Origin of the sequence: Serratia sp. EWG9, assembly GCF_019913725.1 — a bacterium.
GTDB classification, from domain to species: Bacteria; Pseudomonadota; Gammaproteobacteria; order Enterobacterales; family Enterobacteriaceae; genus Serratia; species Serratia ureilytica.
Window position 1 is genome coordinate 997,144 of sequence record NZ_JADNRO010000001.1, and the last position, 26,043, is coordinate 1,023,186.

27 protein-coding genes and 1 pseudogene are annotated in these 26,043 nt (G+C 58.4%); 18 read left to right on the forward strand and 10 right to left on the reverse strand.

Translation table 11 applies throughout. From position 1 onward, the window contains the following. Positions 1-139: 139 nt before the first annotated feature. The 9 genes from pyrC to ITX55_RS04895 all read left to right on the forward strand — a co-directional run bounded on the left by pyrC (position 140) and on the right by ITX55_RS04895 (position 6,811). Positions 140-1,186 (forward strand): dihydroorotase, encoded by a 1,047-nt coding sequence (gene pyrC / locus ITX55_RS04855; RefSeq protein WP_033642678.1) that lies wholly within the window; start codon positions 140-142, stop codon positions 1,184-1,186. Between the two features lie 75 nt (positions 1,187-1,261). Continuing rightward, on the forward strand, positions 1,262-1,501 hold the full coding sequence (gene dinI / locus ITX55_RS04860) for a DNA damage-inducible protein I (RefSeq protein ID WP_033650738.1): 240 nt from the start codon (positions 1,262-1,264) through the stop codon (positions 1,499-1,501). A gap of 130 nt (positions 1,502-1,631) precedes the next feature. Beyond that, the gene (locus tag ITX55_RS04865) at positions 1,632-1,913 is read left to right on the forward strand and encodes a hypothetical protein (protein WP_046686854.1); all 282 of its coding nucleotides are present in this window, start codon (positions 1,632-1,634) and stop codon (positions 1,911-1,913) included. Positions 1,914-2,112: 199 nt separating this feature from the next. Continuing rightward, entirely contained in the window at positions 2,113-2,367 is a 255-nt protein-coding gene (gene bssS / locus ITX55_RS04870) for a biofilm formation regulator BssS (protein ID WP_004927812.1), read from the forward strand. Between the two features lie 139 nt (positions 2,368-2,506). Further along, positions 2,507-3,622, forward strand: a complete 1,116-nt coding sequence (gene solA / locus ITX55_RS04875; protein ID WP_047026296.1) for an N-methyl-L-tryptophan oxidase — start codon at positions 2,507-2,509, stop codon at positions 3,620-3,622. Positions 3,623-3,838: 216 nt separating this feature from the next. Then, positions 3,839-4,465: a LuxR C-terminal-related transcriptional regulator gene (locus ITX55_RS04880; RefSeq protein ID WP_089191509.1), complete on the forward strand. Its 627-nt coding sequence runs from the start codon at positions 3,839-3,841 to the stop codon at positions 4,463-4,465. 122 nt (positions 4,466-4,587) lie between these two features. Further along, a complete protein-coding gene (locus ITX55_RS04885) occupies positions 4,588-4,704 on the forward strand; it encodes a DUF2770 family protein (RefSeq protein WP_004927822.1) in 117 nt (38 codons plus the stop codon). 3 nt (positions 4,705-4,707) lie between these two features. Further along, positions 4,708-5,727 (forward strand): zinc-dependent alcohol dehydrogenase family protein, encoded by a 1,020-nt coding sequence (locus ITX55_RS04890; RefSeq protein WP_197755980.1) that lies wholly within the window; start codon positions 4,708-4,710, stop codon positions 5,725-5,727. A 394-nt stretch (positions 5,728-6,121) separates the two neighbouring features. Further along, entirely contained in the window at positions 6,122-6,811 is a 690-nt protein-coding gene (locus ITX55_RS04895) for a hypothetical protein (protein WP_042784188.1), read from the forward strand. Positions 6,812-7,105: 294 nt separating this feature from the next. Here ITX55_RS04895 and ITX55_RS04900 read toward each other — a convergent pair whose 3' ends face one another. After that, a complete protein-coding gene (locus tag ITX55_RS04900) occupies positions 7,106-8,164 on the reverse strand; it encodes an AI-2E family transporter (RefSeq protein WP_089191506.1) in 1,059 nt (352 codons plus the stop codon). Positions 8,165-8,606: 442 nt separating this feature from the next. On the opposite strand from ITX55_RS04900, the gene ITX55_RS04905 reads away from it, so the two are divergent. Beyond that, positions 8,607-9,161: a cytochrome b gene (locus ITX55_RS04905; RefSeq protein WP_033642671.1), complete on the forward strand. Its 555-nt coding sequence runs from the start codon at positions 8,607-8,609 to the stop codon at positions 9,159-9,161. Between the two features lie 23 nt (positions 9,162-9,184). Next, entirely contained in the window at positions 9,185-9,763 is a 579-nt protein-coding gene (locus ITX55_RS04910) for a YceI family protein (RefSeq protein ID WP_016928208.1), read from the forward strand. Positions 9,764-9,805: 42 nt separating this feature from the next. On the opposite strand, the gene ITX55_RS04915 is transcribed toward ITX55_RS04910, so the two are convergent. Further along, the gene (locus tag ITX55_RS04915) at positions 9,806-10,873 is read right to left on the reverse strand and encodes a rhodanese-related sulfurtransferase (RefSeq protein ID WP_033638032.1); all 1,068 of its coding nucleotides are present in this window, start codon (positions 10,871-10,873) and stop codon (positions 9,806-9,808) included. Positions 10,874-11,279: 406 nt separating this feature from the next. Between ITX55_RS04915 and ITX55_RS04920 the strand changes: the two genes are divergently transcribed. The 4 genes from ITX55_RS04920 (at position 11,280) to ITX55_RS04935 (ending at position 16,052) form a co-directional block, all read left to right on the forward strand. After that, positions 11,280-12,200 carry a Kdo(2)-lipid IV(A) acyltransferase gene (locus ITX55_RS04920; protein WP_033650733.1) on the forward strand — a complete coding sequence of 307 codons (921 nt, stop codon included), beginning with the start codon at positions 11,280-11,282 and terminating at the stop codon, positions 12,198-12,200. A 101-nt stretch (positions 12,201-12,301) separates the two neighbouring features. Next, the gene (locus ITX55_RS04925; protein ID WP_042784186.1) at positions 12,302-12,586 is read left to right on the forward strand and encodes a YciI family protein; all 285 of its coding nucleotides are present in this window, start codon (positions 12,302-12,304) and stop codon (positions 12,584-12,586) included. Between the two features lie 199 nt (positions 12,587-12,785). Then, on the forward strand, positions 12,786-14,024 hold the full coding sequence (gene mdtG / locus ITX55_RS04930) for a multidrug efflux MFS transporter MdtG (RefSeq protein WP_042784185.1): 1,239 nt from the start codon (positions 12,786-12,788) through the stop codon (positions 14,022-14,024). 474 nt (positions 14,025-14,498) lie between these two features. Next, entirely contained in the window at positions 14,499-16,052 is a 1,554-nt protein-coding gene (locus ITX55_RS04935; protein WP_042784184.1) for a peptide MFS transporter, read from the forward strand. 49 nt (positions 16,053-16,101) lie between these two features. On the opposite strand, the pseudogene ITX55_RS04940 reads toward ITX55_RS04935, so the two are convergent. The 4 genes and pseudogenes from ITX55_RS04940 to ITX55_RS04955 form a co-directional block, all read right to left on the reverse strand. Continuing rightward, a pseudogene (locus tag ITX55_RS04940) lies at positions 16,102-16,499 on the reverse strand (VOC family protein). Continuing rightward, positions 16,490-16,918 carry a YeeE/YedE family protein gene (locus ITX55_RS04945; RefSeq protein WP_033650730.1) on the reverse strand — a complete coding sequence of 143 codons (429 nt, stop codon included), beginning with the start codon at positions 16,916-16,918 and terminating at the stop codon, positions 16,490-16,492. The pseudogene ITX55_RS04940 and the gene ITX55_RS04945 overlap by 10 nt, the downstream one beginning before the upstream one ends. Before the next feature lie 2 nt (positions 16,919-16,920). Beyond that, complete coding sequence (locus ITX55_RS04950; RefSeq protein ID WP_033642664.1) at positions 16,921-17,355, reverse strand: YeeE/YedE family protein; 435 nt, start codon at positions 17,353-17,355, stop codon at positions 16,921-16,923. Beyond that, a complete protein-coding gene (locus ITX55_RS04955; RefSeq protein WP_033638023.1) occupies positions 17,345-17,662 on the reverse strand; it encodes a helix-turn-helix transcriptional regulator in 318 nt (105 codons plus the stop codon). The genes ITX55_RS04950 and ITX55_RS04955 overlap by 11 nt, the downstream gene beginning before the upstream one ends. 137 nt (positions 17,663-17,799) lie before the next feature. Between ITX55_RS04955 and ITX55_RS04960 the strand changes: the two genes are divergently transcribed. Further along, positions 17,800-18,600, forward strand: coding sequence for a helix-turn-helix transcriptional regulator (locus tag ITX55_RS04960; RefSeq protein ID WP_197755981.1), 801 nt, complete (start codon positions 17,800-17,802; stop codon positions 18,598-18,600). Here the strand turns inward: ITX55_RS04960 and leuA are convergent. After that, positions 18,551-20,239 (reverse strand): 2-isopropylmalate synthase, encoded by a 1,689-nt coding sequence (leuA, locus tag ITX55_RS04965; RefSeq protein WP_197751849.1) that lies wholly within the window; start codon positions 20,237-20,239, stop codon positions 18,551-18,553. The two genes, ITX55_RS04960 and leuA, sit on opposite strands and share 50 nt — an antisense overlap. A 208-nt stretch (positions 20,240-20,447) precedes the next feature. Here leuA and ITX55_RS04970 point away from each other — a divergent pair, with 208 nt between their 5' ends. Next, the gene (locus tag ITX55_RS04970) at positions 20,448-20,825 is read left to right on the forward strand and encodes a MysB family protein (RefSeq protein WP_015377419.1); all 378 of its coding nucleotides are present in this window, start codon (positions 20,448-20,450) and stop codon (positions 20,823-20,825) included. Positions 20,826-20,858: 33 nt separating this feature from the next. Continuing rightward, entirely contained in the window at positions 20,859-21,404 is a 546-nt protein-coding gene (locus ITX55_RS04975) for a GNAT family N-acetyltransferase (protein WP_089191502.1), read from the forward strand. 6 nt (positions 21,405-21,410) lie between these two features. On the opposite strand, the gene ITX55_RS04980 is transcribed toward ITX55_RS04975, so the two are convergent. From ITX55_RS04980 to mdoG, 3 genes are all read right to left on the reverse strand, one after another. Continuing rightward, positions 21,411-21,656: a YceK/YidQ family lipoprotein gene (locus tag ITX55_RS04980; RefSeq protein WP_033642658.1), complete on the reverse strand. Its 246-nt coding sequence runs from the start codon at positions 21,654-21,656 to the stop codon at positions 21,411-21,413. A 164-nt stretch (positions 21,657-21,820) separates the two neighbouring features. Beyond that, positions 21,821-24,379 carry a glucans biosynthesis glucosyltransferase MdoH gene (gene mdoH, locus ITX55_RS04985; protein WP_033650723.1) on the reverse strand — a complete coding sequence of 853 codons (2,559 nt, stop codon included), beginning with the start codon at positions 24,377-24,379 and terminating at the stop codon, positions 21,821-21,823. After that, positions 24,372-25,940, reverse strand: coding sequence for a glucans biosynthesis protein MdoG (mdoG, locus tag ITX55_RS04990; protein WP_169539530.1), 1,569 nt, complete (start codon positions 25,938-25,940; stop codon positions 24,372-24,374). Before mdoG ends, mdoH begins: the two co-directional genes overlap by 8 nt. Positions 25,941-26,043: the final 103 nt, after the last annotated feature.

The following is a 26,043-nucleotide window of genomic DNA, read 5'->3' on the forward strand; positions in this document are numbered from 1 at the left end:
CCTGCTGCGCCGTTGATTTCAACTTGTCGCCAACAAACAGATGCATCTGCGGCACTTTCCGCTTATCCTTACACCCCGGCGTGAATAAACCCATTATTCGCTTTTCATTAGACGTATTTGACCGCCGGAGCCTAGCTAGATGACCGCACAACCTCAAGTTCTGAAAATCCGCCGCCCAGACGACTGGCATATCCACCTGCGTGACGATGAGATGCTGAAAACGGTGGTGCCCTATACCAGCCAGGTATTTGGCCGGGCGATCGTGATGCCGAACCTGGTTCCGCCCGTGACGACCGTGGCCGCCGCACGCGCCTACCGCGATCGGATTCTGGCGGCAGTGCCGCAGGGTCACAACTTCACTCCGCTGATGACCTGTTACCTGACCAACTCTCTGGCGGCCAGTGAACTGGTCAGCGGTTTCGAGCAAGGGGTGTTTACCGCCGCCAAGCTGTATCCGGCCAACGCCACCACCAACTCCAGCCACGGCGTCAGCGACGTGACCGGCATTTACCCGCTGTTCGAGCAAATGCAAAAAATCGGCATGCCGCTGCTGATCCACGGTGAAGTGACCGATCCTGCCGTCGATATTTTCGACCGCGAGGCGCGCTTTATCGAACAGGTGATGGAGCCTATCCGCCGTCACTTCCCGGAACTGAAAATCGTCTTCGAACACATCACCACCAAAGAAGCGGCGCAGTACGTGCAGGCAGGCAACCGTTTCCTCGGCGCCACCATCACCCCGCAGCACCTGATGTTCAACCGCAACCACATGCTGGTCGGCGGCATTCGCCCACACCTGTTCTGCCTGCCGATCCTCAAGCGCAACGTCCATCAGGAAGCGCTGCGTCAGGCGGTGGCCAGCGGCTCGGACCGTTTCTTCCTCGGCACCGACTCGGCGCCGCACCTCAAGCATCGCAAAGAGTCCAGCTGCGGCTGCGCTGGCTGCTTCAATGCGCCGAATGCGATCCCGGCTTACGCTGCCGTCTTCGAACAGCTCGGCGCGCTGGAGCACTTCGAGGCCTTCTGCTCGCTCAACGGCCCACGCTTCTATGGCCTGCCGATCAACGAAGATTTCATCGAACTGCAGCGCGTGCCGACCACCCAGCCGGAAGAGATCGCCCTGGGCAATGAATCCGTGATCCCATTCCTGGCCGGCGAAACCCTGAACTGGTCGCTGAAAGGCTGATATTTTTGCTTCGCCCTCTTGCCCTCGCTTACGGTTAACTGTATAAATAAACAGTAAATCGCTTCGGGGGCAATTATGCGTGTTGAAGTCACTATAGATAAAACCCGGCCGCTGCCGTCGGGCGCCATTGAGGCGCTGACCGGCGAGCTGGGCAAACGGGTCAATCGCCAGTTTCCAGGCGCCGTCGTGCACGTCCGTTATGCCGGCGCCAACGGGCTCTCCGTGCTGGGGGGCGCCAAAACCGACCGGGATCTGATTGAGGAAATCCTTCAGGAAACCTGGGAAAGCGCGGACGAGTGGTTCAGCGCAGAATAACACTGCAATGCTGTTTTTGCCGGGGGTCGCTCTCCGGCTTTTTTGTTTCTGGCGCCCTGCCCATTCATCGCTTACCCTTACTCTGGAACCAAATCCGCCTCAGCGCTGTATTTAACGCAAAGGAGTAAGCATGGCCCCGGACAAGGTGAAATCCGAAGACGCAATGACGTTTGGCGAATTGCTGGCGCTGATTGCCGATCAAAAAAGACGCTTGAACGTACTGGAAGTGGCCTTCTCTTACCTGGCCTTCAGCCTGGATGACAAAGCCAACCAACGGCTGATCCACAGCCTGAGGCTGGAATCGCAAAGCCAGAATCGCGACGCCGAAACGCAGAAACATTTCGCGCACTTGGCAGAAGAACTGGAAAAATGTCTGCACGGCTCCGCCCCACCCACCGGCGGCGCGGAATAACGCCACAGGCTTTACTCATCGCGCGTTCGCACCCGAATTTGTAGAATAATTGTTCAAATAAATATTTATTTTGCAATTTTAGGTGACAACCCCTCCACCGATGAAAGCGGATGCGTATACTGTAATTGCTCTCATGATGATGAGCCGCATTGATCCTCGTTAGTCACTCACGGTAGTTACTACTCAATAAGGGGTCTTTATGGACAGAAATGATGAAGTAATTCAGACGCACCCGCTTGTCGGTTGGGATATCAGTACTGTCGACGTTTACGACGCCATGATGATACGCCTTCATTACCTGTCTTCACTAGACCAAACGCCCGAAGAAGCCCAAGTAGACCGAACGCTTTGGCTGACCACAGATGTCGCCCGTCAATTAATCAATATCTTAGAGGCCGGCATCGCCAAGATTGAAGCTACGGATTACCAGGATCTTGATCGCAGAAAACATTGATTCATCGTCTCCTACCCCCTAAGGCGCCGCGACCTTTCCCGGCGCCTTTTCTTCGCCTTTCGCCGTTCAATCAGTGCATTGCGTCCGCCAACCTTTTATCATGGGGGCATAAGAAATCGCTATCAGAGAGGGTTGGCACGTGGAATATGATTTGATTGTGGTGGGCAGCGGTTCCGTCGGCGCGGCGGCAGGCTATTATGCCACGCGGGCCGGCTTGAAAGTGCTGATGATCGACAGCGCTATCCCTCCGCACCGAAACGGCAGCCATCACGGCGATACCCGCATTATCCGTCACGCATACGGCGAAGGCGAAAAGTACGTGCCGCTGGTGCTGCGCGCGCAGGCGCTGTGGAATGCGCTGATTCAACAATCCGGCGAGGAACTGTTCCAGTCGTGCGGCGTGCTCAACCTGGGGCCACAGCACTCCGAATTCATTCGCAATGCGCAGCTCAGCGCGCAAAAATTCCGCCTGAACGCGCAAACCCTCAGCGCCGAACAGATCAATCAGCGCTGGCCAGAATTCCGAGCACCGGAAGGTTATGTCGGCGTATTCGAGCCAGACGCGGGGTTCCTGCGTGCCGAGCTGGCGATAACCAGCCTGATCAAGCTGGCGAAAGAAGCCGGCTGCAGCCAGCTGTTCAACTGCCCGGTCAACGCGGTAGAACCCATCGATGGCGGCGTTGAGGTCATCACCGGCGAAGGGCGTTTCACGGCGCGAAAAGCGGTGATCACCGCCGGCACCTGGGTCAAAGCGCTGTTGCCGCAACTGCCGATCGCGCCACTGCGCAAAGTCTTCTCCTGGCATCAGGCAGATGGCCGCTACAGCGTGAACAATCGTTTCCCGGCCTTTACCGTCGAAGCGCAAGACGGCACGCACTATTACGGTTTTCCGGCGGATAACGACGGCCTGAAAGTGGGCAAACATGACGGCGGCCAGCCGATGGATGCCCCCGAGCAGCGCAAACCCTTCGGCAGCTACGCCAGCGACGGCACGGAAGTTTTCTCCTTCCTGCGGCAATTTTTGCCGGGTGTAGGCGTATGTTTACACGGTGAAGCCTGCAGCTATGATATGAGCCCCGACGAAGACTTTATTATCGATACCCTGCCGGATTGCGATCGCCTGATGGTCATCAGCGGATTGAGCGGCCACGGCTTCAAGTTCGCCAGCGCTCTGGGCGAGATCGCCGCGCTGTTCGCGCAGGACAAAGCGCCGCCGGTTGACGTCTCAAGCTTTGGTCTGAAACGATTTAGCTGAGCGAAGGATTTCGCTGTCCAAGTCCCCCTCAGGCACTGGACAGCGAAATTTGGCGGTTACAATTTGTTAACCTGCTAACTCTTTTAAATACCAAGTAAAAATCCTGATAACGGAAATTTCTTATATTCAGCAGTTGAATTTCCGAATTGAACACTTGCAGTGTAAGTCCTATTTTACAGAAGATATGCTCCATCGGCTTTCAACAAGGACGTCACCATGAAACTACTTGTCGTGGACGAATGCTGCTTCACCCGGGTCGGTATAGCCAGCTACTTTGCTGATAGTGGGATCACGACGATCAAGTGCTGCCACAGCATTGAATACGCTACATCGCTGTTGGCCAGCTTTCAGCCGAGCCACATTCTGGTGAACCTCAGCAACCAATGCCGCTATAACGAAGCGGACGCGCAACTGCAGGCCTTTATGGAAGCCAGCCAGTCCGCCTTGCTGTTTATCTATCTCGATACACCTTACCCTTACAGCGAAGCGCCAATGCGCATCGCCGATAACGCTTTTCTGTTCAATAAAAGCATTCTGCCGCTCACCTTACGCACACTGCGCGAGGATCCGCTGGCGCTGGCCGATGACGGCGAAGAGCGTTCCCTGTTCAGCCCGCAGGAGCTGACGGTAATGAAGTATTGGATGGCAGAGATGCCTAACTACCGCATTGCGAAAAAACTGCAGATCAGCTCCCATACGGTCTATGTGCACAAGCGTCACATCACGGAAAAGATTAACGCGCGCAACCGGCTGGAGTTTTACTCGCTGTATAACGTGCTGCGCTATTTCTACCCGCCGAGCACGCCGGCGAATTCAACGCCGCTGGCGCTGTTGGCCGTGTAACCTCAAGCCTGCGATAACGCAGGCTTTTTTATCGCCACTTTCCCGCCACTCACGCGCGGCGCGCTATAAATGACGCCGAGAAAAGGACTATAATCAAGGGTCCTTCTCTTCAGGCGGCTGAAATGTTAAACCGAATACTGGCGGCTATCGTCAACAATGTGCGTGAGCATCTGGTGCTGTACCTTTGTCTGTGGCTGGTGCTGCTGGCGTTGGATGTCTATTTCTTCTTCGTCATGTAATCCATGCCGCCGTTATTTCCCCGATTGAGCTTCAACCGCTTCGGCGATCCCGCCCAGGTGCTGGAATTGCAGCAGATGAGCAGACCGTTGCTGCGCCCCGGACAGCGGTTATTGCAGATGCGCTATGCCCCGATCAACCCTTCCGATCTGATCCCGATCCACGGCCAATACGCGCACCGCATCACCCTTCCTCAGGTGCCGGGATATGAAGGCGTGGGCGTTGTCGTCAATCCGCAGAATGGGCATTCAACGGGCCGACGCGCGCTGGCGGTAGCGGGTAACGGCAGTTGGCAAACGTTCGTCACGCTGCCTGAAGATCGGGTGGTCTGGGTGCCGGACGACATCGACGACGCCTGCGCAGCGCAAATCTATATCAACCCGCTCACCTGCTGGGTGCTGTTGACCCAATGGCTGCCGCTCAGCGCCGGCGACGTACTGCTGATCAACGGCGGCGGCTCCGCTGTCAGTCTGCTGCTGGCGCAGCTGACGGCGCTGCGCGGCATTCGTCTGGCGGTCGTGGTGCGCAACGCCGCTCATCGCCAGGCGTTACTGGCCGCCGGCGCCTGGCGCGTTATCGAAGCACCTCAGCTGGTGGAAATGACGAATTTTGGCGCCCGTGCGGCCATCGACTGCATCGGTGGGGAAGACGGATTGCAGCTGGCGCAGGCGGTCCGCACCGGCGGCGATTTTGTGGCGCTGGGCCTGCTGAGCGGCCGCCAGGTAGACTGGCGGCGCGTGGTGGACGAGTTAAAGCTGCGCGCTTCGCTGTTCCACTTGCGCAAATGGAACGCACAGGCAGCGCCGGCGCAATGGCAGACGGCGTTTTATCAGTTATTCCTGCTGCTGCGACGCGGCCAGCTGGCGCTGCGCCCGCCCGCCGCGATTTATCCTTTGCGTCAGTACGCAGCGGCGCTGCACCACGCCGCCCAGCCCGGCGTGAATGGCAAAATATTCCTTACGCCGACGACATCGGAGACGATTGCGGTGGATGAACTATTATTCAACGGGGTTCCCAATAAATAAAATGCAATGGAGGAAAAGGTAATTTTTCCGGTAATACTAATTCATTAGTCCTGAGATACCCTTTTATTAGGGCGCCGGACATTATTAAGCTATCAATCTCTACGCTTTGAGATAAGACGCATCGTTACCCAAGAAATAACGATCGATAATAAAATGAGCATGACAATTAGAGAGTCAAACGATGAGCTCATTAAACCTAGTGGGTTTGAGATCTTCGCCATCTTTAAGTACGTATCCTCTGATAGACGCCTGAAAACCACTTCAGCCAGTACGACAAAGTAGATCAGAGTCAATACTATATATGCAATTACTCTCTTCATTGGTCATCCTTGCATTATTTACTGTTCAATATATAATCGCCTAATGGATTCTACATCAAAGGAAATGATAACGCATGTCCTATCTCAAGTTAAAGATGCAGGCAGACCGAGCCATTGCCCTAAGTATTGAGAGGTCCCTTGGACAACTCAAGAAAGACACTACCAGTACTGTACAGAGTTTTAGGTCTGGTGCCGAGCGAGCAAGTTGGTATGGTTCCTGTCTGTTTGATGACTACAAAGACGTATGTAAGCAGTTGAGGCAAGAAGATACCCGCATGTTGTTATCAATTCGGCAGGTGTACCAGCGAAAAGACGTAGTACTGGATATGGTGGAAATCTATTTTAATATTAAGCTTAGTAGGATCAGTGCCCCAGGTCAGCATAAAATTATGCAAGCTATCACTGAAAAACTTGCTAACCATGCATCAGAAAAGTTTTCTAAATTGTCAGTTGCGTATACGATCGCAAAACTAATTACTGAATCCCACGACTTCAAAGAATCACATATTAACATCATCAATAAAAGTAGTTTAGTTGCCGTAAGCGTTTTAAGTTTCTATGGAAAAATGCAAACAGCCGCCATTTCTGCAAGAAAACTTCAATTTTCAGATCCTAACTATTACTCTGCTCTCTACAAAGAAAACCTAGAATTGCTGTACTTTATGATCGAGCCAGAAATGAAAAAAATCATCTACCTAACTAATTCAGGATCTAATAATGAAGAGGAAATCATTTTCCTGATGAACAAGATCCTCACAAAATGAAGTGGTTGATTGAATGGCTGGGTAACTCGTTCGCTTACCTAATCCCTATCGTACTCATTATTGTCGGCGGGGTTATTCTCGTTTCAGTGTTTCCAAAGACTGGTTTTTATCTCACCCTCATCTGGGCCATTGTCGTTTGTGTCGCCTATGTAAGGTGGTCTAAGTGGCTGTAGTATTTACTGAATGGCCAATGTTCACAGTATGCATTAGCAGTAGAAGCGTTAAGCCACCGTTGGGTGGCTTATTCAAAATTCATTAATAACGCACGGCTCAACGTGGCCACAAGAAATTACCTCACTCCGGCGCCGCCGGAGGCTGGCGCGGCGGGCGGCCGTCCCCCAGGATAACCGCCAGCCGATAGCCGCCCTCGGTAGTCTCCAGCGCGATGCGCGCCACGATCGTCAGCGGCACCGACAGCAACATGCCCACCGGGCCGAGCAGCCAGCCCCAAAAGATCAGCGACAGGAACACCACCAGCGTCGACAGCCCCAGCCCGCGCCCCATCACGCGCGGCTCGAGGATATTGCCGATCACCATGTTGACAGCGATAAAGCCGCCTGCCACCACCAGCGCATCTCCTAATCCGTTGAACAACAGCGCCTGAATCAGCGGCGGAATGGCGGCCAATACCGAGCCAATGTTGGGAATGTAGTTAAGCAGAAATGCCAGCAGCCCCCAGATAAAGGCAAAACGCACGCCGACCGCCGCCAGGAAGATCCAGACGATTACCCCCGTGGCCAGGCTGATGATGGTTTTAATCACCAGATAGCGCGTCACGCCATCCAACGCCCGCCGCATCGCGGCGAGCCCCTCGTTCGGTTTATCCAGCGCCTGCTGCAGCTTGTAAGGCAGCAACTGCACTTCGAACAGCATAAACACCACGGTCATCAGGAGCAGGAAGACGTTGGTCATCGCGCCAGACAGGTGCCCCAGCATGCGGGTGACCAGATTCATCGCCGCGCTGGGATCGACATACTGCAGCATCGCTTCGCTGGAAAGGCTGATATTGAAACGGTCGGCGTAATGCTGCAGCTCGCGCAGCTTCTCGATCATCATGCCGCGGTACTGCGGCAGCGAACGGGCGAACTCGTTCAGCGAAGCCCCCAGCATGCCGATAAACAGCATCACGACCACGATCACCGCCGTCACCAGCAGCGTCACCCCGACGATACGCGGCACCCGTTTACGCTCCAGCATCGCCACCAGCGGATTCAGCACCATGGCGAGAAATACCGCCAGCAAAAACGGCACCACAATGTCGGCGGCGGCTTTCACCCCGGCCAAAATGATCACCAACATCGCCAGCAGGACGGCCAGACGCAGGCTGCTGTCGGTCACACGGGTTCGGCCCATGACGTTTCCTTGTTATTTCACTGGGTTAACCGGCGCCAGGGCGCCGGCTCTTGGCGCTAATGGTAGCAAAATCCGCCTCTGCACCGCAGGGGATTTAGCGCAACCGTTCGACAAAGTTAATCTTTCCGCCCTGCCCTGCGCCGCAATAAATAGGCATAACCTTTGCCAACAAATAATCTCGCCGGGCAACTCACGAGGGGTTTACGTAAAATGACAAAAGCTGACATTAATAGATAATAGCCCCATTTTTCAATGACTAGCGTGAACCTCTCGTGAGCGAAATAATATTATCTCCAACGATTTATCTGATTAACTCCGAACATCTCGAACAAATTCACTGACTAATATTTCAAAGTAGTAACATAGTTAAATTTATTATTGATTTTATGTTTCCTAAAGTTTAATTATTGCAGCCAGCCAATCGGTAATCGAAGGAAACAGGATGCTCTGGAAAAATACCGCCGATCGTTTCGGCCATGTGTCAGTGTTGATCCACTGGCTGGTGGCGCTGACGGTGTACGGCATGTTCGCACTCGGCCTGTGGATGGTCACGCTGGGCTATTACGACGTCTGGTACCATCAGGCGCCGGAGATCCACAAAAGCATCGGCACGCTGCTGTTCATCGTGATGGTGATCCGCGTGGTCTGGCGCTTTGTCTCACCGCCGCCTAAACCGCTGGCCAGCTATGGCCGCCTCACTCGCGTCAGCGCCATCCTCGCACATCTGGCGCTGTACGCCGTGTTGTTCGGCATTCTGATCAGCGGCTATCTGATCTCCACCGCAGACGGCCAACCGATCAGCGTGTTCGGCTGGTTCAACGTGCCCGCCACCGTGACCGGCATGGCGGAACAGGCCGACACCGCCGGCGCCATACACCTTTACCTGGCCTGGGCCGTGGTAGTGCTCTCGGTACTGCACGGGCTGGCCGCGCTTAAACATCACTTTATCGATCGTGATGTCACTTTGAAACGGATGCTGGGTAGCAGCGCCGATTAACCTTTGGATTTATGGAGATTGCTATGTTGAAAAAGACCGTATTGGGCCTGACCGCAGGCGCCCTGCTGCTGAGCGCCGGTTCCGCACTGGCGGCAGACTACAAGATCGATAAACAAGGCCAACACGCCTTTATCGAATTCCGCATCCAGCACCTGGGCTACAGCTGGCTGTACGGCAGCTTTAAAGACTTCGACGGCGGCTTCACCTTCGACGAGAAAGATCCGTCCAAGGACAAGGTCAACGTGACCATCAATACCGCCAGCGTCGACACCAACCACGCCGAGCGCGACAAGCACCTGCGCAGCGCCGAGTTCCTCAACGTGGAGAAGAACAAGCAAGCCAAGTTTGAATCCACCGAAGTGAAGAAAAGCGGCGACGGTTACGCGGTGGTCGGTAACCTGACGCTGAACGGCGTCACCAAACCGGTTACGCTCGATGCCAAACTGATTGGCCAGGGCAACGATCCGTGGGGCGGCTACCGCGCCGGCTTTGAAGCCAACGGCAAGATCAAGCTGAAAGATTTTGGCATCACCACCGATCTGGGCCCGGCGTCGCAAGACGTTGAGCTGATCATCTCCGTAGAAGGCGTGCGCGAGAAATAAAAAAAGCCCGGCTTGGCGGCCGGGCTTGTCGGTTCCTCAGGCTCAGCGGGCTGGGCCTTCTTCTTCCGGTGCCGGAATGTGCATCGTGGTCTGCAACAATCCTTTCGATTTATTGAAAATCTTGACGCCATTTTCGCGGCCGGCACGGCGCGCGCGTTGCTCTTCGCGCGGCAGCTTCAGCTCTTCGCGGCAAATCTCGCTGCAGCATCCTTCAAACTTGGCGGCGCAGCTCGGGCACTGAATGAACAGCAGATGGCAGCCGTCGTTCTTACAGTTGGTATGGGTATCGCACGGCGCGCCGCACTGGTGGCAGTTGGCGATCACATCGTCGGAGATGCGCTCCCCCATACGCTCATCGAACACGAAGTTTTTGCCGATAAACTTCAGCGGCAACCCCTGTTCTTTCGCTTTGCGGGTGTACTCGATAATCCCGCCTTCCACGTGGTAGATGTTTTTAAAGCCGTTGTGCAGCATATAGGCGCTGGCTTTTTCACAGCGAATGCCGCCGGTGCAGTACATGACGATATTCTTGTCTTTGCTGTCCTGCAGCATCTCCACCGCCATCGGCAGCTGATCGCGGAAGGTATCCGACGGCACCTCGATGGCGTTTTCGAAATGACCGACTTCGTACTCATAGTGGTTGCGCATATCGACGAATACCGTATTTGGATCGTCGATCATCTGATTGACGCGATCGGCCTGCAGATACTCACCGACGTTGCTCGGATCGAAGCTTTCGTCATCGATGCCGTCAGCCACGATGCGCTCGCGCACCTTGAGGCGCAGCACCCAGAAGGACTTGCCGTCGTCTTCCAGCGCGATATTCAGGCGGACCTGATCCAACGCCGGGTGCGAGGCGAACAGCGCGGCTTTGAACGCGTCGAAGTTATGCTGCGGCACGCTGATCTGCGCGTTGATACCCTCTTTCGCCACGTAGATGCGGCCGAACACCTTCAGTTTTTCGAACTGAACGTACAGGCTGTCGCGAAACGCCTTGGGATCGTCGATGGAGAAGTATTTGTAAAAAGAAACTGTGGTGCGCGGTTCGGTTTCCGCCAGCATGCGCGCCTTCAGTTCCTCATTAGAAATTCGGTTATGTAACACTGGCATGGTGTACTTTCCTGTCTTTCGGGAGGTGACTGATTACCGCGCGCAGCCAGCCGGCCCGCGCGCGGCGCACATCATACCCGAAAAACCGCCGCCGCGCAGCCCTGGCGCTCGCGTGCGCATACCTGCATCGCGCACTCATCCCGGATGCCACCGTATTGACCTTCCTGATAATGATATCGCCATGGGCTTTTGGCAGGAAACATTGTGGAAAAATTCGGCATTCGATGCATATTTAACGCCCAAAAAGGGATTTTAATGCGTTGTGTTTTCCCGGATCGTCAGAAAAATGCCACAATAGTCGCAAACAATCGGCAGAAAAGAACCTTGCGACCGAGCCCACCCGGCCGTCAGACCATGCTATGACTCTGTCATTACACTTAAACAACCGTATTAAAACAGAGAACCCATGACTCAAGTTCCTACTTTCAATCGCTCCTTACTGCACCCGCGCTACTGGCTGACCTGGGTAGGCATCGGCTTGCTGTATCTGCTGGTGTTGCTGCCTTATCCCGTCATCTACTGGCTCGGCACCTCGATCGGGCGATTTTCCATGCGCTTTCTCAAGCGGCGCGTCGTTATCGCCCAACGTAACCTCGAACTCTGTTTTCCCGACATGCCGCAGGCTGAACGCGATGCGCTGGTGGTAAAGAATTTCGAATCGGTCGGCATGGGGTTATTTGAAACCGGCATGGCGTGGTTCTGGCCGAACTGGCGCATCGAGCGCTGGTTCAAGGTCAGCGGCCTGGAGCACATTCAAAAAGCGCGCGACAACCATCAGGGCGTGTTGCTTATTGGCCTGCACTTTTTGACGCTGGAGCTGGGCGCGCGCATCTTCGGCATTCACAACCCGGGCATCGGCGTTTACCGCCCGCACGACAACAAGCTGATGGACTGGCTGCAAACCTGGGGCCGGATGCGTTCCAACAAATCGATGTTGGATCGTAAAGACGTCAAAGGCATGATCCGCGCCCTGAAACAGGGCGATATCATCTGGTATGCGCCGGATCACGACTACGGCCCGCGCAGCAGCGTTTTCGTGCCGCTGTTCGCGGTGGATAAAGCCGCCACCACCACCGGCAGCTACGTGCTGGTGCGGATGGGCAAACCGGCGATCATTCCGTTCACCCCGCGTCGCCTGCCGGACGGCAAAGGCTATGAGCTGATCATGCAGCCGGCGGTGGAAGACTTCCCGCTGGACAACGAACTCGACGCCGCCGCCTTTATGAATAAAGTGGTGGAAAAAGAGATCCTGATGGCGCCGGACCAATACATGTGGCTGCACCGCCGCTTCAAGACCCGCCCGGAAGGCGAGCCTTCGCTGTACTGATCACGCAAACCCGCCGCCGGCGGGTTTTTTATTGCGCGCCCCTTGAGAATCGCCGGCGAGGGTGGGATGGTAATGCTTTTGCCGCCACCCTTGGAGCCGCCATGTACATTGTCAGCCTGACCTACCATCGCCCGATCGCCGACGTCGACAGCCACCTTGAAGGCCATATCGCCTGGCTTAAGAAATATTTTCAGGACGGCACCTTCGTCGCCTCCGGCCGCAAGAATCCCCGCACCGGCGGCGTGATCCTGGCCAAAGGCATTGAGCGTGCTCGGCTGGACGCCATCCTGGCCGAAGATCCGTTCAACGCCGTGGCCCACTACGAGGTCACCGACTTTAGCGCCACCACCACCGCTGCCGGTTTCGAGGCGCTGGCCGGACTATAAAACGCTGTAAATTCCGCGCGCCAAGCGCGGAATAAGGTTTAAACGCCATTTTTAAAACTTTATTTCATTTTTTGCCCTATCTGCGTCCCCTCGTTTGCCGTCGCCGCGCCTGCGGCGCATACTTACCACGCTAACTTTCACGTTTTGCCCCATCATCTCGCCACCGGCAAAACGCGTCACCTTTCGGCAGTGGACATTTATGGCTTCGGCAGCAGAACCCGTTAACTGGAAACGCAATCTTTTCGTCGCCTGGCTGGGATGTTTTCTCACCGGCGCCGCCTTCAGCCTGGTGATGCCGTTTCTGCCGCTGTACGTAGAGACGCTGGGCGTTACCGGCCATCAGGCGCTCAACATGTGGTCCGGTCTGCTGTTCAGCATCACCTTCCTGTTTTCCGCTATCGCCGCGCCGTTCTGGGGCGCCCTGGCCGATCGACGCGGCCGCAAACTGATGCTGCTGCGTTCGGCGCTCGGTATGGCGATCGTCATGGCGCTGATGGGCATGGCGCAAACGGTCTGGCAGTTTCTCGCGCTGCGTGCGGTGCTGGGGCTGCTCGGCGGGTTCATTCCCAACGCCAACGCGCTGATCGCCACCCAGGTGCCGCGCAACCGCAGCGGCTGGGCGCTCGGCACCCTGTCCACCGGCGGCGTCGGCGGTGCGCTGGTCGGCCCGCTGATCGGGGGGCTGCTGGCCGATTTATACGGCCTGCGCCCGGTGTTTTATATCACCGCTGCGGTGCTGTTCGCCTGCTTCGTGCTGACGCTGCTGTATGTCAAAGAACAATTCACCCCGGTGCAAAAGCGCGACATGCTGCACGCAAAACAGGTGTTCGCTTCGCTGAAAAACCCGAAGCTGGTGCTCAGCCTGTTCGTCACCACCATGATCATCCAGATCGCCACCGGCTCGATCGCGCCGATCCTGACGCTGTATGTGCGCGATTTGGCCGGCGCCACCCACAATCTGGCGTTTATCAGCGGGCTGATCGCCTCGGTGCCCGGTGTCGCGGCATTGATGAGCGCCCCGCGGCTGGGCAAGCTGGGCGATCGCATCGGCCCGGAACGCATACTGGTGTTCATGCTGATCGTTTCGGTGCTGCTGCTGATCCCGATGGCGTTCGTGCAAACACCGTGGCAACTCGGGGTGCTGCGTTTTCTGCTGGGGGCGGCCGACGGCGCGTTGCTGCCAGCGGTACAGACGCTGTTGATTTATAACTGCACCAATCAGGTGGCCGGCCGTATTTTCAGCTATAACCAGTCGTTCCGCGACGTCGGCAACGTCAGCGGCCCGCTGCTCGGCGCCGCAGTCTCCGCCGGTTACGGTTTTCGCGCGGTCTTCGGCGTCACCGCGCTGGTGGTGCTGTTCAACGCCGGCTATTCCTGGTGGTGTCTGCGACGACGGCCGGGCTATATGCGGGAAGATACGCTGCAGGAAGAGCAATAGCTGCATTTATCGCCAGCTTTCGCCATTGGCCGGATCAACGGCGCGTTTCCCCTATTTTTAATAATGCTTTCTCGCCGCCGGTGAATTTTCACCTAACTCAGAACTTTCTTAATACAACATCTTGTTTATCAACAAATAATTAACTTTCAGCGCATAAAACCCGCTGTCAATCATATTCCTGTCACAACCAACAGAAAAACCAGAAAAGGAGATGCTTGTCGACTTTTCGTCTAAAAAATGGGATACAGGTACTAGACAAAACCAACGACCAGTTATCAAATGGTTAAATAATATCACGCCAGATGTGAACCATCGGCCAAGTGAAGAAAAGGTCAGCACGCTTTCCACGGTTTATCAGCGTTGCAGCCGCGGTTTTGTCGGGTAATCCGCATTGGGCGGATCGCCTTCATTAAATACACATACATACCACAGTACGGGCTGCAGCCTTGCAGCGCCTTTTATTGGGAAATCGTTATGCAATCCTCTGTCAATAAGTCAGAAAGCCGGACCTTCTTCGGCCATCCCTATCCGCTGGGTTCTCTGTTCTTCACCGAAATGTGGGAGCGCTTCTCGTTCTACGGCATCCGTCCGCTGCTGATCCTGTTTATGGCCGCCACGGTGTACGACGGCGGCCTGGGCCTGGCGCGCGAGAACGCGTCGGCGATCGTCGGCATCTTCGCCGGCAGCATGTACCTGGCGGCGCTGCCGGGCGGCTGGTTGGCGGACAACTGGCTCGGCCAACGCAAGGCCGTCTGGTACGGTTCGATTCTGATCGCGCTCGGCCACCTGTCGATCGCGCTGTCCGCAGTGATGGGCACCAACCTGTTCTTCATCGGTCTGATGTTCATCGTGCTCGGTTCCGGCCTGTTCAAGACCTGTATCTCGGTGATGGTCGGTACGCTGTACAAGAAAGGCGATGCGCGTCGCGACGGCGGTTTCTCGCTGTTCTACATGGGCATCAACATCGGTTCGTTCATCGCCCCGCTGATCTCCGGCTGGCTGATCAAGTCACACGGCTGGCACTGGGGCTTCGGCATCGGCGGTATCGGGATGCTGGTGGCGTTGGTGATCTTCCGGGTGTTCGCCGTCCCGGCGATGAAACGCTATGACCGCGAAGTGGGCCTGGACTCCACCTGGAACAGCCCGGTCGCGAAGAAAAAAGGCGTCGGCGCCTGGTTGCTGGCGTTGGCGGCCATCCTGGTGGCGGTCATCGTGCTGATCGCCCAAGGCACTATCGTCATCAATCCGGTCGAGGTGGCCAGCGTGCTGGTGTATGTGATCGCCGCGTCGGTCACGTTGTACTTCATCTATCTGTTCGCCTTTGCCGGCCTGAGCCGCAAAGAGCGCGCACGCCTGCTGGTGTGCTTCATCCTGCTGATCTCCGCCGCGTTCTTCTGGTCAGCGTTTGAACAGAAACCGACCTCGTTTAACCTGTTCGCCAACGATTACACCAATCGCATGATCGGCGACTTCGAGATCCCGGCGGTATGGTTCCAGTCGATCAACGCCCTGTTCATCATCCTGCTGGCACCGGTCTTCAGCTGGGCCTGGCCTGCGCTGGCGCGCAATAACGTGCGTCCGAGCAGCATCACCAAGTTCGTGATCGGCATCCTGTGCGCCGCCGGCGGTTTTGGCCTGATGATGCTGGCCGCGCAGAATGTGCTGAGCAACGGCGGCGCCGGCGTATCGCCGATGTGGCTGGTGGGCAGTATCCTGATGCTGACGCTGGGTGAGCTGTGCCTGAGCCCGATCGGGCTGGCCACCATGACGCTGCTGGCGCCGGAGAGAATGCGCGGTCAGATGATGGGGCTGTGGTTCTGCGCCAGTGCGTTGGGCAACCTGGCGGCCGGTCTGATCGGCGGTCACGTCAAGGCCGACCAACTGGATATGCTGCCGAATCTGTTCGCCCGCTGCTCAGTCGCGTTGCTGATCTGCGCCGCCGTGCTTATCGTGCTGATCGTGCCGATTCGCCGCATGCTGGAAAATACCCAGTCCAAGAGCGCGCAAAAACCGGCGACCAACGCCTGACGGATAGCCCGTTTTATCTCGCAAACCGGCGCTCGATGCGCCGGTTTTTTTATGCCTGCCAGGCCTGATGCTGCAATACCACCCGGTAGCCATCAGGATCTTCAAAGGTTTGCCCCGCCCGATCCCAATAGGGATTATAGGCGGCGACCGATAAGAATCCCGCCGCCCGCATCCGCTCACACGCGGCCCGCCATTCGTTCTCATCCGGCAGATAAAATACCAGTAGATGATCCTGCGTCGGCGCCTGCCCGACCCGCACCCCACGATGCTGCGTGACTCCAGATGGTAGGCATGCTGCGGATGCCCGATCATCATGCCGTCGAACCCCTGATGATCGACAAACTCGCCCAGCTTTTCGAACCCCAGCCCGCGGCAATACAGCGTAGCAATCTCTTGCAACCGGTCGGTCGGGCGCGCGATGCGCAACACCGCTTTGGCTATCGACATGTCCTCCTCCTCCTCATGATAACGTCATACAGCGCCATGCCCGCCAGCATCGCCAGCAGGAACGGCCATACCCGGCTTATCTCCGCCCCGGCCAACACCCAGGCTGGGCCGGGGCAAATACCCGCGATGCCCCAGCCGATGCCGAACAGCGCGCTGCCCGCCAGCAAACGACGATCCAGACGCCCGGCGGCCGGGATCTGCAGCGTTTCCCCCAACAGGCTACGCTCTCGTCGCCTCGCCCACAGGAAGGCCGGCGCCGCCACCGCGATCGCACCAGCCATCACCAACGCCAGCGAGGGATCCCACGCGCCGGTAACGTCGAGAAACGCCAACACTTTGGCTGGATTGGCCATGCCGGCGACGATCAGCCCCAGACCGAAAATGACGCCGCTCAGCAGCGCCAACAGCGTTTTAAGCATTCTCAACCTCCCGCCAGGTGGCGCATCAACCACACGGTCATAAAGCCCAGCAGCATAAACACCGCCGTGGCGGCCAGCGAACGCGGCGCCAACCGTGCGACGCCGCACACGCCGTGCCCGCTGGTGCAACCGCTGCCCAATCGAGTGCCCAATCCCACCAACAGCCCTGCGGCCGCCAGCCCACCGTTGCCGACCGCGATCTCACCGGACGGCAAAGCCGCAGCGGCAGCATACAGCCAGGGAGAGAGCAGCAACCCGCCAATAAATGCGGCGCGCCAGCCCCGCTCCTGGCCACCGGCACTCAATACACCGCCGGTAATGCCGCTGATGCCGGCAATCCGGCCGTTGAACAGCAGCAGCAGCGCCACCGCGCCGCCGATAATGGCCCCGCCCGCCAGCGCGGAATAAGGCGTGAAGTGTTGCCAGTCAATGGTCATCGCGGTTCTCCGGTTGTGGGCAATAGAGCTGATACAGGGTATGGAGCAGCGCCAGCGCTTTGGCATCGGCCACCGCATAGTAAATCTGCTTGCCGGCGCGCCGGGTGGACACCAACCCTTCCTCCCGCAGCACGCCAAGCTGCTGGGACAGCGTCGGCTGGCGGATATCCAGCGCCTGCGCCAGTTCGCTCACCGCCATCTCGCCCTGACTGAGCCGGCACAGCAGCAGCAGCCGATCTTCGTTACCCAGGGTGCGCAGCATCGCGCCGGCCTGCGCCGCCGCCTTACGCATCGCGTCAATATCCATTGCCCCTCCATCAATATACAAAATTATATAATATTATTTTATAAAGTATTGACACGCAAAGCCACAGGCTGGCGTGAAATAACGCCGCATGGCATGCTGTTTGGTCTTATCCTTTTGCCGCGCGGAGGGCGCCAGCGATGCTGTTTTTTCACGACGTTCTGCCGCCCGATCAGCCTGTCCGGCCGTTAGCCAGGGATTATCATCATGGTGAGAGCGAGCCGGAGCACTACCATAACTGCGCGCAGCTGATCCACACCCTGAGCGGCGTGGTGCAGGTCACTACCCGGCTCGGCAGTTGGGTGGTGCCGCCCGGCCGCGGCGTCTGGGTACCGGCGAAAGTGGTGCACAGTCTACGCATCACCGGCCAGGTAGCGGCCAGGACGTTATTCATCGATCCGCTGGCGCGCGCCGATCTGCCGGCTCAGTGCCAGGTGGTGCAGGTGTCGCCGCTGCTGCGCGAGCTGATTATCAGCGCGATGGAGATTGCGCCCGGCTACCCCAGCGGCGGGCGCGACGAGCGCATCATGGAGTTGATTCTGGATGAATTACGGGTGCTGCCGAGCTTGCCGCTGCACCTGCCCGAGCCGCGCGAGGCCTCGCTGCTCGCCCTGTGCCGCCATATTCAGGCCACGCTGGCGCAGCCCTGGACGCTGGAACAGGCGGCCGAACGCCTCAATGTCAGCGGACGCACCCTGTCGCGGCGCTTCCAGCGAGAAACCGGGCTGCGTTTTGGCGATTGGGTGCGACGCGCCCGTTTGCTGGCGGCGCTGAACGCGCTGGCGACCGGACGCTCGGTGTTGGAAGTGGCGCTGGATCTCGGCTATGACAGCCCCAGCGCGTTCAGCGCCATGTTCCGCCGGCTGCTGGGAGTAGCGCCCAGCGACTATTTCAGCCGGACTGCGCCGACGTTGGCGCCAGATAGCGCCCGGCGACGTTGAACAGCGCCTGCAGCGAGGCGCTGGCGGAGTCGGCGTCGATGCCAACGCCGTAAGTCGCCTCACCTTGCGGCAGCGTACAGCGAATATAGGCCACCGCTCGGCTATCGCTCTGATGTCCCAACGTATGCTCGTGATAATCCTCGATCGCCAGCGACAAGCCGAAACGCTGACGCAGCGCATCCACCGCGCTGGAAAGCAGACCGTTGCCGGCCCCCTGCAGGCGCAGTGGCTCCCCCTGCCAGGCGACTCGCGCGTTGAAGCTGTAGGCCTCTACCCCATGGCTTTCCGTTTGGTAGCTCAACAGCTGCAAACGCGGCTGCTCCACCAGCCCGTAAGTATCGCGGAATAAACGCCACAGCTGCGCGCCGCTCATTTCTTTGCCGCTGCCGTCGGTCGCGCGCTGGACCACCTGGCTGAAATCGATCTGCAAACCGCGCGGCAACGCCAGCCCATGGTTCTGCTCCAACAGCCAGGCGGCGCCGCTTTTGCCGGACTGGCTGTTGACCCGGATCACCGCTTCATAGCTGCAACCGACATCGGCGGGATCGAGCGGCAGGTATGGCACCTGCCAGCGGCCATCTTGCCGCTGCCGTTGCGCGGCGAAACCTTTCTTGATCGCATCCTGATGCGAACCGGAAAAGGCGGTAAACACCAACTCGCCGGCATAAGGATGGCGAGGATGCACCGGCAGCTGATTGCACTGCTCCACCACCTCCACCACCTGCTTCAGGCGGCTGAAGTCCAGGCCCGGCGCCACGCCCTGGGTATAAAGATTCAACGCCAGCGTGACCAGATCGACGTTGCCGGTGCGCTCTCCGTTGCCGAACAGGCAGCCTTCGACCCGATCGGCGCCGGCCAGCAAGGCCAGCTCCGCACAGGCCACGCCGGTGCCGCGATCGTTATGCGGGTGCACGCCGATCGTCACATCAGCGCGACGGCTGAAGTGACGACAGAACCATTCGATCTGATCGGCATACACGTTGGGCGTACTCACCTCCACCGTCGCCGGCAGGTTGATGATCATCGGCCGCTGTGCCCCCGGTTGCCAAACATCCGCCACCGCTTCGCAGATCTCCAGCGCGAACGCCAATTCGGTAAAGCAGAAGGTTTCCGGCGAATATTCGAAGCACCAGACGGTATCAGGCTGCGCCTCGCAATGCCGGCGAATGCGCCGCGCGCCGTTCACCGCCAGCGCCACGGTAGCCGCCTTATCCTGGCGGAACACGATGTCGCGAAACATCGGCGCCGTGGCGTTGTACAGATGCACGATAGCCCGCGGCGCCCCCTGCAGCGCCTCGAAGGTGCGGTCGATCAGATCGTCGCGCGACTGCGTCAGCACCTGAATGGTGACATCGTCCGGGATCAGCCGCTCGTCGATCAGGGCGCGCACAAAGTCGAAGTCCGTTTGCGACGCCGAAGGGAAAGCCACCTCGATCTCTTTGAAACCGCACTGCAACAGCAGTTGATAGAACTCGCGCTTGCGCGCGTTATCCATAGGCTCCGCCAGCGCCTGGTTGCCGTCGCGCAGATCGCTGGAACACCAGCGCGGCGCCTGCCGCAGCGTACGCGCAGGCCATTGGCGGTCCGGCAACGCCACCGGCGGGAACGGTCGGTATTTGCTTGAAGGGTCGATTAACATGGGCTTCTCCTGACGCCAGAGTGAACGATGCGTCATTATTTCCCGCCATCGCCTCCTCTTCTCCCGCTTTGCGGACAACCATCGTCGCAAAGCGGACAACAAAAAAATTTGCATCCTGCGCCAGTGAGACAACAATTAGTTTTGACGTTTCCCCCACCGCACCGGCAGTGCGCCGGACGCTTTACTCTCATTGTCAACGGAGGCGAACATGAGCCTGTATGCAACCCTGGAAGAAGCCATCGAGGCCGCACGCGAAGAGTTTCTCGACACCGCCGAAGGCGGCGGCGGTGACGAACCGCCGGTGCCGCAGCAGTTCAATCTGCAAAAGTACGTGATGCAGGATGGCGACACGATGTGGCAGGCGGAGTTCTTCGAAGAAGAAGGCGAGGCGGTGGAATGCCTGACGCTGCGCAGCGGTGCGGCGGCGCAGGCGATCTTCGACGGTGACTACGACGAGGTGGAAATCACCGCCGAGTGGATAGACGAAAACACCCTGTACGAATGGGAGGAAGGCGACTTCCAGCTCGAGCCGCCGTTGGATACCGAAGAAGGCCAGGCCGCCGCCGATGAGTGGGATGAACGTTAACCCGCACGACGCTTTGAACGCCAAGGAGGCAGCATGAACATTCGCCAGGCCCGCCCCACCGACTACCCCGCCATTTTGCAGCTGCAGGCGGAAAACGTGCCGGAAGCGCTCGATGAGCGCCAAAAACGGCAGGGATTTATCGTATCGCGCATGAATGAGGCGCAGCTGACGGCGATCAACCGCAGCATCGGCATATGGGTGGCGGAACAGGAAGGCCAACTGGCGGGGTTCGTTTGCCTGATGCCCGCCGACGCGCAGCCGCGGCCGCCGGTGGTGGATGCGATGCTGGCGACGCTCGCCACGCACTCATTCGCCGGACGGCCGCTGCGTGAGCAGCGGGTATTTCTCTACGGCCCGGTCTGCCTCAGCATGGCCTGGCGCGGCAAAGGCGTATTAAAGCGCCTCTACGCCGCAGTCAAAGCGCACACCCGCCATGATTACGACGTGGGCGCACTGTTTATCGACGACGACAATCCGCATTCGTTGGCCGCTCACGTGCAAGGGCTGGGGATGACGGCGCTGGCGCCTTTCCATTGCGGGCAGAAAGGCTACCAGCTGGTGGTGTTCGCCACCCGCTGAACGAAGTTACTCGTAGGGGCCATGCTGCGCATCGAACGGCAGCATAAAGGTGTCCACCACCATCGACAGCGGCACGTCTATCACCGTGACGTAGCGCCAGGGCGTATCGCGCAGATCCCACTGCACGCCGGGATAATACTGGTGACCGTGCCCGGCGCCGGGCACGGTGCGGCTGATGATGCTGCCGCAGCCGGTTAGGGCCATCACGCCGGCCGTCACGCAGGCCAGGCGAAAGTAGGAAGAGAGCTTCACGACATTGACTCTGAGAAAGGGGTTGTTTCGCGAGTGAACAACGCATCGGCCGCAGTCTATCACAGTTCCCTTTTTTCACCGGCACCGGCGCGCTCAGGCAAAAGGTAAAAAAAAACGGGGAACGCGCCGTGCGCATTCCCCGTCTAAGCGTTGCCGCTAAGCGATTAACGCCGGCCCGTTGGGTGCGCCAGCGGGTTGTGCGGCAACTGCTGGTAGTGTTCACGCCAGGCGGCGCCTTCCGGCAGCAGCCAGACGCGCTGGTGCAGACGAGCCAGCGTGACCGGATCGCTCAGCAGTTCCAGACGCTTGCCCTTCACCAGCTTCTCCGGCCCCAGCTGCAGCGCTTCGTTCACCCGCTCCTCGCGATTGCGATCGAGCGTCGCGCGCAGGTGGTGACGCGCCGTCGCCAGCGCCGTCGCCAACGCGTTGAAGGACGGGTTGACCACCGCGTGCATAAAGCCGTTGGTCAACGCGCGGTTGCGGTTGAGATGCAGGTACTCTTCCGTCGCCAGCAGCTCACGCGGCGGATTGTACTCTTCCGGGATCAGGAACAGCTTGGCGCGTTTGCTTTTCATGCCCAGCGTCGCGCGGCTCGACAGCACCGACACGAACGGCGACAGGATCAGCGAGAACACGATTGGCGACAGCCACCACAGGAAACGCAGATCCAGCCACGCCATGCCGCCGGCCCACACCAGGCCCAGCAACATCTGCGAGCCATGGCGGCGGAACGCTTCGCCCCACGGCGTGTCGTCGTCGTCACGCTGTGGCGAATTCCACACCACTTCCCAACCGAGGAAGGCGCTCACCACGAACACGGTATGGAACAGCATGCGCACCGGCGCCAACAGCACCGAGAACAGCATTTCCATCAGCATCGAAATGAACAAACGGAACGCGCCGCCGTACTCTTTCGCGCCCTTGGCCCAGATCAGCACGATGCTGAGCAGCTTCGGCAGGAACAGCAGCACCAGCGTGGTGGAGAACAGCGCTATCGCCAGCTCGGGCCGCCACTGCGGCCAGACCGGGAACAGCTGCCGCGGCTGCAGGAAGTATTGCGGCTCCATCAGGGTATGCACCACCTGCAATGCGGTGGAGAGCGCCAGGAACATGAACCACAGCGGCGCCGACAGGTAGGACATCACGCCGGTGAGGAACACCGCGCGGTGCACCGGGTGCATGCCCTTCACCAGGAACAGGCGGAAGTTCATCAGGTTGCCGTGGCACCAGCGACGGTCGCGTTTCAGCTCGTCCAGCAGGTTCGGCGGCAGCTCTTCGTAACTGCCCGGCAGATCGTAAGCGATCCACACACCCCAGCCGGCGCGGCGCATCAGCGCCGCTTCAACGAAGTCGTGCGACAAGATAGAACCGGCGAAGGAGCCCTCGCCCGGCAGCGGCGCCAGCGCACAGTGCTCGATAAACGGCTTCACGCGGATGATGGCGTTATGGCCCCAGTAGTGCGACTCGCCCAGCTGCCAGAAATGCAGACCGGCGGTAAACAGTGGCCCGTAAACGCGAGTAGCGAACTGCTGCACGCGCGCGTACAGGGTATCCATGCCGGACGCCTTCGGCGCGGACTGGATGATGCCGGCGTTCGGGTTGGCTTCCATCAGGCGAACCAGCCCGGTGAGGCATTCGCCGCTCATCACGCTGTCAGCATCCAGGATCACCATGTAGCTGTACTCACCGCCCCAGCGACGGCAGAAGTCGTCGATGTTGCCGCTCTTGCGTTTGACGCGGCGGCGGCGGCGACGATAGAAGATGCGGCCGTGGCCGTCGACATCGCGGCACAGCTCCATCCACGCCTTTTGCTCCGCCACGCAGATGTCCGGATCGTAGCTGTCGCTCAGCACGTAGATATCGAAGTGTTCAAGCTGACCGGTCGCGGCGACGGACTCATAGGTCGCGCGCAGGCCGGCGAACACGCGTTCGACGTCTTCGTTGCAGATCGGCATGATCAGCGCGGTGCGGTGCGCCGGGTTGATCGGCTCATCGCCCTTGATGGTGGAGGAAATGCTGTATTTGTCCTTGCCGATCAGCAGCTGCAGGAAGCCCATCAGCGCGGTCCAGAAACCGGCCGAGACCCAGCAGAACAGCACGGCGAACAGGATCAGAATGCCGGTTTGCAGCACATATGGCAGCAGCTGCAGCACCGACTGCATCAGATCCTGGTCCAGCATGGCGATAGGATCGATCAGCGCCCAGCCCTGGTAAGGCAAGATGGTTTTCATGTACCAGGTGGCGATGCCGGTTTGCACCAGCATCAGCACCAGCAGCACATAGCGGCGCATGGAGCCGACGGTACGCCAGCGGTTCTCGGCCTCGGCCTCCTCTTTGGTGGCGTGCCGATTGTGCGGCGACCGCCCCAGCAGAGAATCCCAGAAGCGCGCCACCGGGTTGGTGCGCCAGGCTTCCGGGAACATGGTGGTGCGTTTGATCGGCGGCGTCGCCTTCAGAATGGCGCGCCCTTCGGCGTCGGTATCGAAGTCGTCATCGCTGACCGCATCCGGCCAGGCGCTTTCGATGCGCGGTTTGACCGAGGCCAGCGCAACGTCATCCGCCGACAGGCTATTGACGTTGGCGTCGGCGGCGCCCATCTGCCGATGGAGCGCCTCCAGAGCCTGAGCGTCATCCGCCGTTTTAGGGGTAAGCGCCTCCGACCGCTCGGCGGTCAGAGGCAGCGCCGCAAGATAATCCTGGGCGGGTTGAGTAGGCTTATTCATTGGCAGGTAGCTGATAGCTCCAGGTTTCCGACAGTGTCTTATCGCCATTGACCAGCGCCGCGCGCATTTCTACCGGCTTCTTGTCGTCTTTCACTTTCAGACGCACCGTCAGGCGCCAGCCTTTGGTCACTGGGTTATAGCGGACGTTGTTTTCTACCATTTCACCGTTGTCGCCGATGCTGATCTGAGAAGCGACCGGCGTATTGGCGTCCAGCGCTTTCAGCACCGGGCCGACGAAATCGACCAGGAAGGCGACGCTGCCGTCAGGCTCGCGGATCAGGTTGGACTGCTTCACGTCACCGGTCGAACGCATGGTCCGCGCCACATAGGCGATGTCTTGCGAATGCAGTTTGTCTTCATCGCGGGTGAAGTTCAGACGGTAGCTCAGCGTCAGCGGTTTTTTGGCTTCCGGCAAGGTATCCGGCGTCCAGAACGCGACGATGTTGTCGTTGGTTTCATCCGCCGTTGGGATCTCCACCAGCTCGACCTTGCCTTTGCCCCAGTCGCCTTTCGGTTCGATCCAGGCGCTCGGGCGCAGATCGTAACGATCGTCCAGATCTTCGTACTCTTTGAAGTTGCGACCGCGCTGCAGCAGACCGAAGCCTTTCGGATTCTCAACGGTATAGGTGCTGACGGACAGGTGTTTAGGATTGTTCAGCGGACGCCAGATCCACTCGCCGTTGCCGGCATGGATAGACAGACCGTTGGAATCGTGCAGCGCCGGGCGGTAGTTCAGCGTCGGCGACGGCTGGTTCGGGCCGAACAGGAACATGCTGGTCAGCGGCGCCAGGCCCAATTTGCCCACCTTATCGCGCAGGAACACTTTGGACTCGACGTCCACGGTGGTGTCACGGCCCGGGATCACCGTGAAACGGTAAGCGCCGGTGGCGCGCGGGGAATCCAGCAGCGCGTAGATCACCAGGTGTTTGTCGCCCTGCTTCGGACGCTCAACCCAGAATTCGCGGAAACGCGGGAACTCTTCGCCGGAAGGCAAAGCGGTATCGATAGCCAGACCACGAGCGGAAAGCCCGTAAACCTGCCCTTTACCCACCACGCGGAAATAGCTCGCGCCCAGCAGGCTCATAATCTCATCGTTTTTGTCGGCGCTGTTGATCGGGTAGAGCACCTTGAAGCCGGCAAAGCCGAGGTTCTTCACTGATTCAGGATCGTGTTTGACCGAGCCGAAATTGAAGTAATCCGGGCTGTACTTGATCTGTTTTACGCTGGTAGAGGTGACTTCGTTGATTTTCACCGGCGTATCGAAATACATCCCCTGATGATAAAACTCAAGCTTGAAAGGGGTTTTCAGCTTGCTCCAATAGGCTTTATCGTGATTGAACTGAATCTGCTGATAGTCTGCGAACTTCATCTCGCGGAACTGAGAAGGAAGGTTGCTCTTCGGGGCTTCGAAACCTTTCGCAGCCAGATCCTGCGCCTGCTTGGCCACATCATCAATAGAAAAGGCCCATGCCGGCGAACTGAACAGCGTGAACAATACGGTAGCACCTAACCAACGAACGCTCGCGGCGCGTGGTTGTCCGGATAATATATTAACTAGCACATCCCCCCCTATTCGTGTGCTCAAATCATTTAAATCCATATTAATGGATTACTCAGCTTTCCGACAACATGATAAATGGATGGTTCATGTTTACGGCTCATTG

Bases quoted from the DNA above. Each gene is read 5' to 3' on its own strand.
- pyrC (WP_033642678.1), top strand. From the start codon at position 140: ATGACCGCACAACCTCAAGTTCTGAAAATCCGCCGCCCAGACGACTGG.
- dinI (WP_033650738.1), top strand. From the start codon at position 1,262: ATGCGTGTTGAAGTCACTATAGATAAAACCCGGCCGCTGCCGTCGGGC.
- ITX55_RS04865 (WP_046686854.1), top strand. From the start codon at position 1,632: ATGGCCCCGGACAAGGTGAAATCCGAAGACGCAATGACGTTTGGCGAA.
- bssS (WP_004927812.1), top strand. From the start codon at position 2,113: ATGGACAGAAATGATGAAGTAATTCAGACGCACCCGCTTGTCGGTTGG.
- ITX55_RS04880 (WP_089191509.1), top strand. From the start codon at position 3,839: ATGAAACTACTTGTCGTGGACGAATGCTGCTTCACCCGGGTCGGTATA.
- ITX55_RS04885 (WP_004927822.1), top strand. From the start codon at position 4,588: ATGTTAAACCGAATACTGGCGGCTATCGTCAACAATGTGCGTGAGCAT.
- ITX55_RS04890 (WP_197755980.1), top strand. From the start codon at position 4,708: ATGCCGCCGTTATTTCCCCGATTGAGCTTCAACCGCTTCGGCGATCCC.
- ITX55_RS04895 (WP_042784188.1), top strand. From the start codon at position 6,122: ATGTCCTATCTCAAGTTAAAGATGCAGGCAGACCGAGCCATTGCCCTA.
- ITX55_RS04900 (WP_089191506.1), bottom strand. From the start codon at position 8,164: ATGGGCCGAACCCGTGTGACCGACAGCAGCCTGCGTCTGGCCGTCCTG.
- ITX55_RS04905 (WP_033642671.1), top strand. From the start codon at position 8,607: ATGCTCTGGAAAAATACCGCCGATCGTTTCGGCCATGTGTCAGTGTTG.
- ITX55_RS04910 (WP_016928208.1), top strand. From the start codon at position 9,185: ATGTTGAAAAAGACCGTATTGGGCCTGACCGCAGGCGCCCTGCTGCTG.
- ITX55_RS04915 (WP_033638032.1), bottom strand. From the start codon at position 10,873: ATGCCAGTGTTACATAACCGAATTTCTAATGAGGAACTGAAGGCGCGC.
- ITX55_RS04920 (WP_033650733.1), top strand. From the start codon at position 11,280: ATGACTCAAGTTCCTACTTTCAATCGCTCCTTACTGCACCCGCGCTAC.
- ITX55_RS04925 (WP_042784186.1), top strand. From the start codon at position 12,302: ATGTACATTGTCAGCCTGACCTACCATCGCCCGATCGCCGACGTCGAC.
- mdtG (WP_042784185.1), top strand. From the start codon at position 12,786: ATGGCTTCGGCAGCAGAACCCGTTAACTGGAAACGCAATCTTTTCGTC.
- ITX55_RS04935 (WP_042784184.1), top strand. From the start codon at position 14,499: ATGCAATCCTCTGTCAATAAGTCAGAAAGCCGGACCTTCTTCGGCCAT.
- ITX55_RS04945 (WP_033650730.1), bottom strand. From the start codon at position 16,918: ATGCTTAAAACGCTGTTGGCGCTGCTGAGCGGCGTCATTTTCGGTCTG.
- ITX55_RS04950 (WP_033642664.1), bottom strand. From the start codon at position 17,355: ATGACCATTGACTGGCAACACTTCACGCCTTATTCCGCGCTGGCGGGC.
- ITX55_RS04955 (WP_033638023.1), bottom strand. From the start codon at position 17,662: ATGGATATTGACGCGATGCGTAAGGCGGCGGCGCAGGCCGGCGCGATG.
- ITX55_RS04960 (WP_197755981.1), top strand. From the start codon at position 17,800: ATGCTGTTTTTTCACGACGTTCTGCCGCCCGATCAGCCTGTCCGGCCG.
- leuA (WP_197751849.1), bottom strand. From the start codon at position 20,239: ATGTTAATCGACCCTTCAAGCAAATACCGACCGTTCCCGCCGGTGGCG.
- ITX55_RS04970 (WP_015377419.1), top strand. From the start codon at position 20,448: ATGAGCCTGTATGCAACCCTGGAAGAAGCCATCGAGGCCGCACGCGAA.
- ITX55_RS04975 (WP_089191502.1), top strand. From the start codon at position 20,859: ATGAACATTCGCCAGGCCCGCCCCACCGACTACCCCGCCATTTTGCAG.
- mdoH (WP_033650723.1), bottom strand. From the start codon at position 24,379: ATGAATAAGCCTACTCAACCCGCCCAGGATTATCTTGCGGCGCTGCCT.